12 protein-coding genes are annotated in these 13,800 nt (G+C 51.2%); all 12 read right to left on the bottom strand.

The features are described from left to right. Position 1 precedes the first annotated feature (1 nt). Positions 2 to 2,485, bottom strand: a complete 2,484-nt coding sequence (cobA, locus tag DXA87_RS08240) for a uroporphyrinogen-III C-methyltransferase (RefSeq protein ID WP_117503843.1) — start codon at positions 2,483 to 2,485, stop codon at positions 2 to 4. Between the two features lie 3 nt (positions 2,486 to 2,488). Further along, positions 2,489 to 3,181, bottom strand: a complete 693-nt coding sequence (gene cobI, locus DXA87_RS08235; protein ID WP_117503841.1) for a precorrin-2 C(20)-methyltransferase — start codon at positions 3,179 to 3,181, stop codon at positions 2,489 to 2,491. 94 nt (positions 3,182 to 3,275) lie between these two features. After that, positions 3,276 to 4,079, bottom strand: a complete 804-nt coding sequence (locus tag DXA87_RS08230; protein ID WP_158553053.1) for a zinc dependent phospholipase C family protein — start codon at positions 4,077 to 4,079, stop codon at positions 3,276 to 3,278. 128 nt (positions 4,080 to 4,207) lie between these two features. Then, positions 4,208 to 5,488: a serine--tRNA ligase gene (serS, locus tag DXA87_RS08225; RefSeq protein WP_015554613.1), complete on the bottom strand. Its 1,281-nt coding sequence runs from the start codon at positions 5,486 to 5,488 to the stop codon at positions 4,208 to 4,210. Positions 5,489 to 5,571: 83 nt separating this feature from the next. Next, complete coding sequence (locus tag DXA87_RS08220; RefSeq protein WP_117503837.1) at positions 5,572 to 6,399, bottom strand: pyridoxamine kinase; 828 nt, start codon at positions 6,397 to 6,399, stop codon at positions 5,572 to 5,574. A gap of 210 nt (positions 6,400 to 6,609) precedes the next feature. Next, a complete protein-coding gene (locus tag DXA87_RS08215; RefSeq protein ID WP_015554615.1) occupies positions 6,610 to 7,194 on the bottom strand; it encodes an ECF transporter S component in 585 nt (194 codons plus the stop codon). A 265-nt stretch (positions 7,195 to 7,459) separates the two neighbouring features. Further along, positions 7,460 to 8,152, bottom strand: coding sequence for a thiamine diphosphokinase (locus DXA87_RS08210; RefSeq protein ID WP_242990521.1), 693 nt, complete (start codon positions 8,150 to 8,152; stop codon positions 7,460 to 7,462). 52 nt (positions 8,153 to 8,204) lie between these two features. After that, positions 8,205 to 8,870, bottom strand: a complete 666-nt coding sequence (gene rpe / locus DXA87_RS08205) for a ribulose-phosphate 3-epimerase (protein ID WP_117503835.1) — start codon at positions 8,868 to 8,870, stop codon at positions 8,205 to 8,207. A 4-nt stretch (positions 8,871 to 8,874) separates the two neighbouring features. Further along, on the bottom strand, positions 8,875 to 9,753 hold the full coding sequence (rsgA, locus tag DXA87_RS08200; protein WP_117469667.1) for a ribosome small subunit-dependent GTPase A: 879 nt from the start codon (positions 9,751 to 9,753) through the stop codon (positions 8,875 to 8,877). After that, complete coding sequence (gene pknB / locus DXA87_RS08195) at positions 9,750 to 11,924, bottom strand: Stk1 family PASTA domain-containing Ser/Thr kinase (RefSeq protein WP_015554618.1); 2,175 nt, start codon at positions 11,922 to 11,924, stop codon at positions 9,750 to 9,752. The genes rsgA and pknB overlap by 4 nt, the downstream gene beginning before the upstream one ends. Next, on the bottom strand, positions 11,921 to 12,661 hold the full coding sequence (locus DXA87_RS08190; protein ID WP_117469668.1) for a Stp1/IreP family PP2C-type Ser/Thr phosphatase: 741 nt from the start codon (positions 12,659 to 12,661) through the stop codon (positions 11,921 to 11,923). The genes pknB and DXA87_RS08190 overlap by 4 nt, the downstream gene beginning before the upstream one ends. Next, positions 12,658 to 13,704, bottom strand: coding sequence for a 23S rRNA (adenine(2503)-C(2))-methyltransferase RlmN (rlmN, locus tag DXA87_RS08185; RefSeq protein WP_015554620.1), 1,047 nt, complete (start codon positions 13,702 to 13,704; stop codon positions 12,658 to 12,660). The genes DXA87_RS08190 and rlmN overlap by 4 nt, the downstream gene beginning before the upstream one ends. Positions 13,705 to 13,800 lie beyond the last annotated feature (96 nt).

Genomic DNA, 13,800 nt, shown 5'->3' with positions numbered 1-13,800 from the left:
TTTACCTCGTGATCTCGTTTCTGTCCGTCAGCAGCACCTCTAAAATTCCGTCCGCTGTATAGTCGGAAGCTGTCAGGGCATTCTTCACTCCGTATTCCGCAAGGACTGCCGCTGTCACCTTTCCGATGCAGACTGGTCTCACCGTCTCAAACAGAGATGCCGCTTCCGCCTCACGTCCCGCGAAGAATCCTCGGACGCCGGAGCCGCTCTCAAACGTGATATAGTCGGCAGTTTTAAGTCTCGCAAGCTCCGTCTGCTCCACCAGGATATCATAGATTGGAATATCATCAAACGCATATCCCTGTTCCGCCAGTGTCTCCGTGAGGACCTTCGAGCCCTGCTTTGCCCGCGGGATCAGAAATTTTCCTGCCTCAGCACACGGACAGACATTTTCTGAACTGGAAATGCTGTAGGCTACATTGGCGGCAGCAGTTTTTGCCCCAGAAGTCTCTCCATTCTCCTTCAAATATTTTACAAGTCCATCCGCCAGCGCTTTCGTCGTGTATTCCTCCGGGATAAAGTCCGGCGTGATTCCGACACTCTCCAGATACTCTCCTGTTCCGCGCCCGACGACAGCAAACTTAAGTGAGCCGAGTTTTCTGAGATCCACACGTCTCTCTCGCATCCGTTCAAAGAAGATCCGGACTGCATTCCGGCTCGTAAAAATCACCCATCTGTAACGGGAAAGGTCCGCAAACGCCTGATCCAGCCGTTCCATGGACTCCCGTACCACAAGGGATTCCCCCGCGCGGACCGTCTTCGCACCCTCATCGGACAGGCGGCTTATGATCCGTCCTCTAACGGCCTCTGTTCCGGTGACTCCCACCGTGATTCCGGTAAGCACGCCCGGCACCATAGATGTAAAGTGGAAGGCACAGACCTCACCCACAGTGATGATTCCGGGAGGCGTAAGTCCCGCTTTTCTTACAGCCTCAGGCAGATCCTTTAAGGATGCCCGGACAACGCGCATTCGGGACAGTGTTCCGTCCGTCACAACGGCTGCAGGCGTCTCCCCGTCTTTTCCGCCATCTATGAGACGTTTCACGATCTCCTCAAGGTTCGAGAGTCCCATAAGGAAGATCAGGGTTCCCGGAAGCTTCGCGTACAGGCTGTAATCCCCGGAGAGTCCCTCACCGCCTTCGTGGGAGATATGTCCCGTAAAGACATGGAAATCTCTCGCGATATTCCGGTGGGTAACAGGGATTCCAGCCGCCTCCAGTGCCCCGATGGCTGAGGTAACGCCGGGGATCACTTCATAGGGGATTCCTGCTTCTGTGAGCGCCTGGATCTCCTCTCCGCCGCGCCCGAACACAAAGGGATCTCCACCCTTTAACCGGATGACGCGCTTTCCTTCCAGTGCCTTCTCCACCAGGATCCGGTTGATCTCCGACTGCTTTTTGATGTGGTGTCCTGCCTCTTTTCCCACATAGATCCGCTCGCAGTCCTCCGGCACCAGGGAGAGCAGTTCCTCGGAGCCAAGCCGATCATAGACAAGGACCTCCGCTGCCTTTAATGTCTGCTGTCCCTTCACCGTGATGAGACCGCCGTTTCCAGGACCGGCTCCCACAAGATAAGCTTTCCCTGCCGGAAGCTCCCCTTCGGTCCCCTTCTTTACGAGAAGCTCCGCGAGTTTCATGGAATCCTCCGGCGCTCCGGAGATCTTCCTGCGGATAAGTCCATTTTTTGTCTCCCGCATGAGTCCCATCCAAAATGTTCCATTCTCTTCCTTCGCGTACACGCCTACCGCTGCGGTACAGCCTGCACCTAAAAGGCGCAGCACTTTTCTCTCCGCGAACAATGCCCGCTCCGCTTCTTTATCATTCAGTTTTTTGAGGATCTTTAATACCTCACTGCCCTTTTTCGCTTCCACTGCGATGATCCCCTGACCTCCTGCCGGGATAAACATTTCCGGTTCCAGAAACTCAAAGGAAAATCTCGGATCATTAAAAAGGCCCAGACGATTAAGACCCGCCGCAGCCAGGATGATCCCGTCGTACTCCTTCTGGTACAGTTTTTCCAGTCTCGTGTCGACATTTCCGCGAAGCAGACGGCATTCCACATCCCCGCGCTCCATGATCTGCACCTGGCGTCTCGGACTTCCCGTTCCGATAATCCTGGGACTCCGCTCCGGAGTACGACCCTTTACCGTCACAAAGACATCCCTCGGATCTTCCCGCTTTAAGACGGCCCCAATACAGAGCCCGTCGCTCAAGTCCATTGGCATGTCCTTCGCGCTGTGGACCGCAAGATCAATGTCCCCGTTTAAGAGGGACTGCTCAAACTCCTCCACGAAAGCTCCTTTTCCTCCGAATGCCACCAGGGATGTCTTTAAGATCTTGTCGCCCTTTGTCATTAGGGGAACCAGCTCACACTTCACCTCCGGACATACGGCCTCGATTGCCTCCGCCACCATGTTTGTCTGCACAAGCGCCAGCCTGCTCTTTCGTGTTCCGATCCGGACCGTTCGGCGTTTTATTGCTCCCATCCTTTACTGTTCCTCCCTGTCTTTTGCGATAATAAGGGAATAATATCCCGCGTCCTCCGGGATGTCGGCTGCACTTCGTATCAGCCGCTCACCCTCCATCCCGCAGTTTTCCACCATCCAGGCAGGACACTCCGTGAGAAGAAGCTCCCGCTTCACATCCGCGATCTTTTTCCCGGATTTCATCAAGATCTTTGTCCCTGAAAGCTTCAGCCCATCCTTCACCGGATAGGAGCCCGGCAGGATATGGATGGACTCCGCCTTCTCCCCAAGGGAGATCCCGAGCTTTGCCGCCGCCGCGCAGAAAGACGGGACTCCGTTAATCAGGACAGACTCGTATCCCAGAGCCAGAAGCTTTTTATGGACATAGCCATATGTGGAATAGACCGTCACATCCCCCAGTGTCAAAAACGCCACGGTCTTTCCCTGATCCATGAGGGCAGCCAGACTCTTCACCGCTGCCTCATGGCTCTCCTTCAGCACCGCCTCGTCCTTCGTCATCGGGAACACCACAGGGATGATCTCCTTCTCCTCGATCTCCGGAACCGCCCCCAGAGCGATCTGATATGCGGTACATGTCTCTTTTTCTTTTCCCGGAATCGCGATCGCATCCGCCTCCCGGATCAGGCGCAGCGCCTTCAATGTCATGAGTTCCGGATCCCCCGGTCCCACTCCGATTCCATAGATCTTTCCCTGCATGTTGTTCTCCTTTATGTTCTATTTCTTCAATTCTGTGCAACCTTTCCAGTCTTTCCGGCTGACATGCAATCTGCCTTCAATTTCTGCCACATCTCTATTCGCCGTTAAAATTCCCCTGAAAGATTTCCGGCATCGGTCCTTTTCCCCTCAGGTATGTAAGCAGATCGCTTAAAAGTTCTGCTCCTTTAGGGACTGCCTCATTAAATTCACGCTCCAGGTGGTCTGTGATGGCCTCACAGCCCGGCGTTGGCTGTTTCCTCATAAACATGCCGTGAATGACCCCATAGCTTCCCGTAAAACGCAGGAGGAAGCAGCAGAACCGTTTCGTCCACTCGCTGGAGTTGATGAACAGTCGGTTCATAGTACGGAAGCTCATGATCGCCTTTGCCACCTTGATGGGATCCTCATCGAAAAGCCTCGATGATGCCCGCACGGTCTGGGCTGTGATCTTCAAATGGCAGGTGAGGTTCGAATGCAGCGGACGCATATGTTCCCGCTCCAAAAGTCTCCGTTCTAACTCCGTCTCGATCTCCGCGTGGGTGATTCCGGTCCGCTTCTCCTCTGCGTTCACGTAAGCGTGGACGCGATTGTCGAGACAGAAATGGCAGGCAACACCCATGAGATACGCAATCATCTCGTCTCTCTCGTCCTTTGTCTCAGCCTCACGTACCAACATCCGGCCACGTTCCATGAGCTTTGCAGCGGGTTCGCCGTGCATCCGAACGCCTTTCTGGTTTACCTTGTTTTTTCCAAGTGCCTTGTAAAAGAACAGGATATCCGGCCCGTGAACCCCTAAAAGAAAGCAGTACCGCTCCTTCTTTATGATCCGTTTAATGACCGGATCGGCCTCCATATATACTTTTCTCCCGTATAGATCATGCGCAAATGCTGCCGGCATGGATCTCATCTCCTTCGTAATATGCTCTGCATAACAAAAAATCCCGGTTATTCTGACAGTTCCCGGAGCTGTCCTGCAACTGAAAAAGCTGTGACAAAATGAATCGCCACAGCTTTATAAATCCTTATTTATTTGATTTCTGTCTTTCCGCCCATATACGGTCTTAAAACTTCCGGAATTCTTACAGAACCATCTGCCTGTAAGTTGTTCTCAAGGAAGGCGATCAGCATTCTCGGCGGAGCTACAACTGTGTTATTTAAGGTATGTGCGAAATATTTCTTTCCGTCCGGTCCGTTTACACGGATTCTTAAACGTCTAGCCTGAGCGTCACCAAGGTTGGAACAGCTTCCTACCTCGAAGTACTTTTTCTGTCTCGGGGACCATGCCTCAACATCGACAGATTTTACCTTCAGGTCAGCAAGGTCACCGGAGCAGCACTCTAAGGTACGAACCGGGATGTCCATGGAACGGAACAGATCTACGGTGTTCTGCCATAACTTGTCGAACCACATCTTGGATTCTTCCGGCTTGCAGACAACGATCATCTCCTGCTTCTCGAACTGATGGATACGGTATACGCCGCGCTCCTCGATGCCGTGTGCGCCTTTCTCCTTACGGAAGCACGGAGAATAGCTTGTTAAGGTCTTCGGAAGCTCCTCTTCCGGAATGATCTGGTCGATGAATTTGCCGATCATGGAATGCTCACTTGTACCGATCAGGTAGAGATCCTCACCCTCGATCTTGTACATCATAGCGTCCATCTCAGCGAAGCTCATAACGCCTGTGACAACGTCACTGCGGATCATAAACGGCGGTACGCAGTATGTGAATCCACGGTCGATCATGAAATCTCTTGCGTATGCGATCACTGCGGAGTGAAGTCTCGCGATATCACCCATTAAATAGTAGAAACCATTGCCGGCAACTCTTCTTGCGGAATCAAGATCGATGCCGTTAAATTTCTCCATGATCTCTGTGTGGTACGGGATCTCAAAATCCGGAACGACCGGATCACCGTACTTCTGGACTTCTACGTTCTCGCTGTCATCTTTACCGATCGGTACGGACGGGTCGATGATATTCGGGATCGTCATCATGATCTTCTTGATGCGCTCCTCGAGATCTTTTTCCTTCTCCTCCAACTCAGCAAGGTGGTCGGAAGCTGCTGTAACCTGTTTCTTAACTTCCTCAGCTTCTTCCTTCTTGCCCTGTCCCATCAACGCGCCGATCTGCTTGGAGATCTTATTTCTGCTCGCGCGGAGGTCATCAGCCTCCTTCTTTACTTTTCTGTTCTCCTCGTCCAGTTCGATCACTTCGTCTACTAACGGAAGCTTCGCGTCCTGGAATTTATTCCGGATATTCTGCTTTACGATTTCCGGATTTTCTCTTACAAATCTTAAATCTAACATGAGCTTTTCTCCTTATTGCCGTGTAAAAACACGCTTTGGTAAAAATATATCATATTTTGCTGAGAAAAGGAAGGGTATTTCTCCTACTTTTTTATCAGTTTACCAAGAATCTTCTCAAAACAAACACCGTTCGCGTGAGGGATCTGCTCCTCATCGGAGACTTTTATGCACTCTTTTACGAATCCTGCTGCCTGGCTCACCGCCTCCGGGAGGGACTTCCCGTTTAATAACGCGCCCGCCACAACAGAGGAAAATACATCTCCGGTTCCCGGACGCTCTCCACCGGAGGACCTTGTCCAGATAAATTTTGCATCGTACTGTCCCTGCTCCAGAACCACATTGGTGTAGCAGCTTCCCTCCCGCACTCCTGTGATGACCACAGATTTCGCGCCCATGAGCCGCAGCATCATCGCCATATTTAAGAGTTCTTTTCTCGCCCAGTTTTCCTCCCTGTATGGAGTATCCGTGAGGATACAGCACTCCGTCACATTCGGAAGAACAACATCCGCCATGCAGACAAGTTCCTTCATCTGCTCGCACATCTCCGGTGTATAAGTCTCATAGGCATGTCCATGGTCTCCCATCACCGGATCCACAACAACAAACGTTTTCTCTGCCTTTAATTTCTGAACGATCTCCATGACGATCCCGATCTGGGCCTCCGACCCAAGAAATCCCGTTGCGATCGCGTCAAAGGAAAGTCCAAGTTCTTTCCATTTGTCCGTATATGTGGTCATTTTTTCCGTATAGTCATCGAAAAAGTAAACCGGAAATTCCGTATGGTTTGAAAGGATCGCCGTCGGTATCGGACAGCACTGATGACCCATCGCGGATAAAACAGGAATAGCCACTGTTAATGAACAGCGGCCATAACCTGAAAGATCATTGATCACAGCAATCTTCTTCTGCATGAATTTATCTTCCAATCTTCCTGCTTCCGCAGTATATTTGCTGCTCGCAAGTAGAATTTTTTATTGTCCACATCCGATACAGCAACATCTATGTTACACTGCAGAATTTATTTTTCTTAGTTTTAAAATCCATCCCAAATCGACTGCGTCGATGAGATTTTTGACTTCCAGCCTATTCTTTTTTTCGGTCAGCGCAACAAGTGTGCAGACCTACTGAGCAGCTAAAAAACCAGCTCGTTTTAACGCCGGGCGAAGCGCCGCATAAAGGACGACTGCGATCACGGAGTTGATCACCGCGTTGATGATCGTGGTGTACGTTGTGATCGCTATCAGCGCTTTGATCGCAGATGCTGCTTTATCAGCGTTCGGGAATAATAAGGTATACCATACATACTTTAATGCCGGCTCAAAGAAGCAGTTAAAACCGAGACCACAGACAGCCGCGATCGCAGACCAGCGGATCACATAGGCATGGTCATGTTCATCGGAAAGCTTTGCGATCCTGTGGGCAACGAAGCCTACGATGAGACCGATCACAAGCTTTGTGATAAAAGTTCTCGGTGCAGATGCCGCATAGCCGCCAACGATATCAGCAATGGATAAGCCAACAGCACCGGAAAGTCCACCGTAAACGCCGCCGAGAAGGTATGCGGAAAGCACGACAAATGCGTTTCCGATATGAATCTTCGTTCCGCTGGCTGAGATCGCCGGGAACACAGCATATCCGATATAGCAGAGCGCCGCCATCAGGCCAGCCTGCGCAATTTTCATTAACTGCCCATTCTTTTCTTTCATAAGTAAAATCCCCCCTCGTGTGTTATTGACAGGCAGAACCGTTCATATTTTCATAATCGGTTCAAGGATTTCTGAATGGATCATCCGGAAAGCCTTTCTGTCATCCTGATACCCATGGTAGCATGCGAGTGGATTGTATGAAATGTCCAGTTTTGTTTTTTTTATACAGTCCAGTCTGTTTTCCTCGCCGCAACATTGTAGACTGCAACGTATATTATCCTTCTTTTTTGCTTTTTCACGCTGATATTTTCACGCGGTGTTCTCTTTAATCTCTTGACTCCACGCAGATCAGGATCCCTTTCCGGAACGTGATCTTTGCCCGCTCCCCTGGAATCTCATTGCTGACACAGAGACTGGGATCCTCTAAGATCGAGATGTCCTTATTGTGCAGCAGATATTTAAATCCATCCAGCGTGATTCCAAGAACGGTCTCCGTAAGCGGAAGAAAGGAGACATATTTCCCGTAGATCCGGTCTTTCAAAAAAACGGAATGTTCCTCATCATCCGGTGTCAGGAGAAAGATACGGTTTTTTGCATCATAGATCTCCATGAAAAGTCCTGCATCCTTCGCCGCCCGCATCAGATGGATATTGGAAAGCTCATGATCCAGCCTGCCCCCTGTGGCCCCCAGAACATGGGCGGTATGAAACCCTGCCCGGAGTGCGGAGCGGACCGCAAGATCCGTGTCCGTCTCATCCTTCTCCGGCTTATGGACATCCGTCGCCCATCCCTCTTTCTTTCTGAGTTCTTCCATCCGTTCCAGCCCGAAGGTATCAAAATCGCCCACCGCAAGGTCCGGCACAAGCCCCAGCTCCTCGCAGACGGCAAGACCCGCGTCCACTGCGATCACATAGGGATATTTCCGATTTTTCACGAATTCCGCAGCAAATTTCCGGTCCGTCGGTCCGCCCGACACGATCAGGCAGGTATCCGTCATTTCTCTTCTGTCTGCATTCATATTATCTGCCTCTCCCCTATCCATGGCACATCCTCACGCCGGGTGCGGCCCCTTATCTTGCGGAATACTCCTCAAAGATCTTCAGGAACTCCTTTGTATTCGCTGCCGCATCGTTCTTAAACACCGCGGAACCCGCAACGATCACGTCCGCGCCTGCATCGAGAACCTCTCTGACATTTGCCGCATTCACGCCGCCGTCCACCTCAATATCGGTGGTGAGTCCGGCCTCATTTAACATGCCGCGGAGCTTTTTGATCTTCTCTAACGTATACGGGATAAACTTCTGTCCTCCGAATCCCGGATTTACGGACATAATCAGAAACATATCTGCTTCTTTTAAGATACAGGAAAGTGTCTCGACCGGAGTTGCCGGGTTTAACGCAACAGCTGCTCTGGCACCGGTCTCCTTGATCTGGTTGATGGTACGGTCCAGATGAAGACAGGCTTCCTGATGGACACAGATGATATCCGCGCCGGCCTTTCTGACATCATTTACATATCTTCCCGGCTCCTCCACCATCATATGGACATCAAACACACGGTCTGTTGTCTTTCTGAGGGATGAGATCACCGGCATACCGAAGGAAATGCTCGGGACAAACGCTCCATCCATCACATCCAGATGGATGTACTGCGCTCCCGCGTCAGAAACTGTCTTTACATCTTCACCAAGTTTTGAAAAGTCTGCTGAAAGAATCGATGGCGCTAATATATACATGATCTTAATATCTCCTTTTACTCTTCAGTTCTTCATAGATCAGCCGGTAATTTTCATACCGGGAATCCGCAATCTTTCCTGCTTTTACGGCCTCCTTGACGCCGCACTCCCGTTCTCCCACATGGACACAGCCCAAAAACCGGCATTCCGGCTCGTAGGCCTCAAATTCCGGAAAGAAATCCTTTAACTCTTCCGGCTTCATATTGTCGACAAAGATGGAGCTGAAGCCCGGCGTGTCCATCACGAAGGTCTCCTTCTCGACGAAGAACAGCTCCGAATGTCTTGTGGTATGGCGACCCCTGCGGATCTTCTCACTGACGGCCCCCGTCTCCATCTCCGCCTCCGGCTGGATCCTGTTTGTCAGGGATGATTTTCCAACACCGGACGGGCCGGCAAGTGCCGTTGTCTTCCCCCTTAAGAGGTCATGGATCGCCTCGATCCCTTCCCCCGCCAGAGCACAGGACAGATGGACATCATATCCGGCATCCCGATAGATTCCAGCAAGTCGTTCTGCCTCACCCTCTTTTCCGAGATCTGTCTTATTAAAGCAGATCACCACCGGAACATTCTGGGCTTCCATCGTAACCAGAAAGCGGTCCAGAAGGTTTAAATTCGGTTCCGGGTCAGCGACGGCAAACACGATCATTGCCTGATCGATGTTCGCCACTGCCGGACGGATCAGGGAGTTCTCCCTCGGAAGGATCTCCACGATGTTTCCGAGGCTCTGCTCCTCAGAAAGCACGTCGAACTCCACATTGTCGCCCACAAGAGGCTTGATCTTCCGGTTCCGGAATACGCCCTTTGCCTTACACTCGTATACTTTGGAAACGCCGTCATGTACGTAATAGAATCCGGCAATTCCCTTTATGATCTTTCCAGTCAACCGTCAACCTCCGTAAATGTCACATTATAGGATGTCAGTACCACGTTGTTCGTGAGGTCCACGATCTCCACCTCACCGGTCTGTACGCCGTCGGCGCCGCGGATCCTGTCTAACTTGATATTCAGGGTTGTGTCCGCGCTGTAAGACTTTGGCTCCGCAAGCTTCGTATAGGTCACTTTGCCGTTCACCGTCTGCTTTAAACGGATCAGGATCTGGATCTCGGAGGACGCTGCCCCCGGTCCATAGGAGACCTGAAGCGGATAGCTTGCATCCAGAGATGCAATAAACTGTTTTTTCGGAGCTTCCGGCCCAAGACTCAGAGTGTAATCCACGGTATCCCCAGGTGCTACCTGAGTTCCTGCCTCAACGCCCTGACTGATGACGTGACCGGCCGAGATCGTGCTGTCGTACTCCTTTGAAACCTCTCCGGTCACAAGTCCTGCCGCGGAAAGAAGTGCTGCCGCCTCCGCGTCCGTCTTTCCATAAAGATTCGGTACAGGAACGAATTCCTCCTCCGGTCCCGTACTCACATATAAGGTTACGGTACTTCCGAGGGCCACTTTTTCCTCCGGTTCATAGCGGATGATCGTTCCGGAAGCCACCTCCTCGCTGGCTTCCTCCCGAACATCTGCTTTTAAATTCTTTCCCTCCAACAGGCGGACCGCCGTTTCCAGTGTCATTCCGGAAAGGCCAAGTTCTGAGAGATCAACCTTATCAGAACCCGCGCTGATGACAACGGTTACCTTGGAGAAACGCGGAATCACGGTATCGGGCTCTTCCTTCTGTGAGATGACGATGCCTTTTTCCACTTCATCCGAGTTTTTCTGCTCTACCTGCATGGTGAGATCGAGTCCCTGTAAGATCTTCTCGGCTTCCTCCTCGGAGTGGCCCACAAGCTTCGGCATATAGACTTCCTTCTGGCTGATAACAGTCTCCGATGCCGCAGTTGTCTTCGCTTCTTCCGTCATAGCTTCCTCAGAAACGGTTTTTGTCGGATCCTCCGGAGTGCTGCTTCTGAACAGACCGCCAAGCTTCAGAACAAACACGATCACAACCGCGACAATGACGATGGCTGCCGCCACGCCCAGGCCTGTCAGGATCTTTTCCAGTCCTGTGGCTTCATCATCCACTTTATTCTTTTTCGGTTCCTTCTTCGCGTTGTCTGTCTGATCATACCGCTTTTCCAGATCCCGCCGTTCCCTGCGCTCACGGATCTCTTTTACCGGCTTTGACTCCCGGATCCGTTCCCCACTTCTCGTCTTGATCAGATTCAGTTCTTTTGGGCTGATGACGATGGTATCGGAGCTGTGGTCTTCCTCTTTAACGGCGCCGATAGTCGGGTCATCATCATTTAAAAGTGCTCTTCTCAGGTCACTGATCACGGCCGCCGCGTTCGGGTATCGGCGCTCCGGTCTCTTTTCCGTACATTTTAAGATGATCCTCGCAAGACTTGGGGACACATCCGGATTCAACATTCTGGGATCCGGCATTGGTTCTTCCAGATGTGCCAGCGCGACCGTCACCGTGTTGTCCCCCTCAAACGGAACATGGCCGGTGACCATCTCAAACATGGTGATACCTAAGGAATACAGGTCGCTCCGCTCATCGCTGTATCCGCCTCTCGCCTGTTCGGGGGAGATATAGTGGACAGATCCCACAACTGTCGCCGCATTCATGGTCTGGGACGACACAGCTCTCGCAATTCCGAAGTCCGCTACCTTCACCTTTCCATCCATGGAGATCAGCATATTCTGAGGCTTGATATCACGGTGAATGATATGCTGTTCATGGGCTGCTTCGATTCCGGAGGCTACCTGGATCGCGATCCCGATGGCTTCCTTTACATCCAGATGACCTTTTTTCGTGATATAGCTCTTTAAGGTGATTCCCTCTACGAGCTCCATAACGATAAAGTGGATATCTCCCTCATCCACGACATCATATATATTGACAATATTCGGGTGTGAAAGTCCGGCCGCTGCCTGAGCTTCCATCTTAAATTTACTGACAAAGGTCGCGTCGGAAGTAAACTCCGATTTCAGTACCTTGATTGCGACCAGACGGTTTAATTTATGGCATTTTGCTTTATAGACCTCTGACATTCCGCCGGAACCTATCTTTTCCAGAATCTCATATCGGTCCTGCAGCATCGTTCCAGGGTATAAAATCATAGCTTCACCTCACTTATCTGAGGTTCTACAAGGACAATCGCAATGTTGTCCTTTCCTCCGTTCCGGTTTGCCTCGTCAACCAGCGCTTCCGTCTTCTCTTTCAGCGTATCCGTTGTCTTTAAGACCCGGCTGATCTCGGCATCATCCACCATGTTCGTCAATCCGTCAGAGCAGAGCAGAATACAGTCACACTCAAGAAGCGGCACTTCAAAGAAATCCGCCTCCACCCGGTTCCCGATTCCCATGGCGCGGGTAATAATGTTCTTCTGACTTCGGTAGGACTCGCTGTCCCGCTCCATTTTTCCTCTCGCGACCATCTCTTCCACAAGGGAATGGTCTCTCGTGATCTGTGCAAGACTGTCCCGCAAAAGATAAAGTCTGCTGTCCCCCACATTTGCCACGTACATCATGTCGTCCTCGATCGTAGCGGCAACCAGAGTGGACCCCATTCCTTCCCGGTCCGGGTTTCCCTGAGCTTCCTCAAAGAGCCCCTGATTCGTCTTCTCCAGAGCTTTTCTGAGGATCATCACAGGACTGGCCAGATCAGAATTTTCAATATATTCTTTCATATGTTCCACGACATACCGGGACGCGAAATCCCCGGCCTTATGTCCGCCCATTCCGTCTGCCACGATGAACAGATTCGGAAGCGGTCCCACCGGCTGATCCGCTGCAAACAGGAAATCCTGATTGGATCTTCTCACAAGACCGGTGTCTGTCTTCGCGTAAGAGATCATGACGATTCCTCCTCACTCAGATAGCTCTTTCTAAGCTGTCCGCAGGCACCGCCGATATCGCGGCCCATCTCCCTGCGGATCGTAACGTTGATGCCGTGTTTTTCAAGATAACCCCTGAACGCGTCAATGGCATCCCGATTGGACTGTTTGAAGTCGCGTTCCTTGATCGGGTTTACCGGAATCAGGTTCACGTGCCCCTGCATATCCTTTAAAAGCGCAGTCAGGCGCTTTGCCTCGTCAAGGTTATCATTGACGCCCTGTACAAGACTGTACTCAAAGGTCAGGCGTCTTCCTGTCTTTTTATAATATTCCTTACATGCCGGAAGCACCTCCGATAAGGAGTAGCTGTTGGCGATGGGCATCAGAGTCTTTCTCGTCTCATCGTCCGGCGCATGAAGGGAAAGTGCCAGAGTAATGGAAAGACCTTCCTCCGCAAGCTTTAAGATCTTTGGTACGATCCCGCAGGTGGATACTGTGATGTTTCTCTGACTGATATTCAGACCGTTTTCATCGGAAAGAAGCCTGATAAACCGGATCAGGTTATCATAGTTATCCATCGGCTCACCACTTCCCATGACCACAACGTTGGAGACACGCTCTCCCGTGGATCTCTGGATCCGGTAGATCTGATCCAGCATCTCCGAAGGACGTAAGTTTCTTGTGAGTCCGTCCAGAGTGGACGCACAGAACCGGCAGCCCATGCGGCAGCCCACCTGAGAGGAAATACACACAGAATTTCCGTGGTGATATTTCATCAGGACGCTCTCGATCACGTTTCCGTCATCGAGACCGAACAGATACTTTCTTGTCCCGTCGATCCCCGATTCCAGCATCTTTACGGTCTTAAGGGACGTGTATGTACTGTATTCCGAAAGCTTTTCCTTAAGCGACTTCGGAAGGTTCGTACATTCGTCTAAAGACTCGGCTAATTTTACATGCATCCACTGGTATAACTGTTTTGCCCGGAACGGTTTTTCACCCAGCTCCTTCACGAACTCTGTCAGTTCTTCCAGTGTCATTGATTTCAGGTCTTTCTTTTCCATTCTCGATTCTCCAAAAGCCTTGGTTCTGTCATGTTTCCACATAAATCCGTTTTTAACGGATCCGCAGGCAGTCATGTCCGCGGATTCAGAACCTGC

It is taken from the genome of Desulfotomaculum sp. OF05-3 (assembly GCF_003435535.1).
Classification (GTDB): Bacteria; Bacillota; Clostridia; order Lachnospirales; family Lachnospiraceae; genus Pilosibacter; species Pilosibacter fragilis.
The sequence above is the reverse complement of the archived record's forward strand: the minus strand, read 5'-3'. Positions and strand labels throughout refer to the sequence as shown.

Bases quoted from the DNA above. Each gene is read 5' to 3' on its own strand.
- serS (WP_015554613.1), bottom strand. From the start codon at position 5,488: ATGTTAGATTTAAGATTTGTAAGAGAAAATCCGGAAATCGTAAAGCAG.
- DXA87_RS08210 (WP_242990521.1), bottom strand. From the start codon at position 8,152: ATGAATGCAGACAGAAGAGAAATGACGGATACCTGCCTGATCGTGTCG.
- pknB (WP_015554618.1), bottom strand. From the start codon at position 11,924: ATGATTTTATACCCTGGAACGATGCTGCAGGACCGATATGAGATTCTG.
- rpe (WP_117503835.1), bottom strand. From the start codon at position 8,870: ATGTATATATTAGCGCCATCGATTCTTTCAGCAGACTTTTCAAAACTT.
- DXA87_RS08220 (WP_117503837.1), bottom strand. From the start codon at position 6,399: ATGCAGAAGAAGATTGCTGTGATCAATGATCTTTCAGGTTATGGCCGC.
- cobA (WP_117503843.1), bottom strand. From the start codon at position 2,485: ATGGGAGCAATAAAACGCCGAACGGTCCGGATCGGAACACGAAAGAGC.
- DXA87_RS08190 (WP_117469668.1), bottom strand. From the start codon at position 12,661: ATGATCTCTTACGCGAAGACAGACACCGGTCTTGTGAGAAGATCCAAT.
- DXA87_RS08230 (WP_158553053.1), bottom strand. From the start codon at position 4,079: ATGCCGGCAGCATTTGCGCATGATCTATACGGGAGAAAAGTATATATG.
- DXA87_RS08215 (WP_015554615.1), bottom strand. From the start codon at position 7,194: ATGAAAGAAAAGAATGGGCAGTTAATGAAAATTGCGCAGGCTGGCCTG.
- rlmN (WP_015554620.1), bottom strand. From the start codon at position 13,704: ATGGAAAAGAAAGACCTGAAATCAATGACACTGGAAGAACTGACAGAG.
- cobI (WP_117503841.1), bottom strand. From the start codon at position 3,181: ATGCAGGGAAAGATCTATGGAATCGGAGTGGGACCGGGGGATCCGGAA.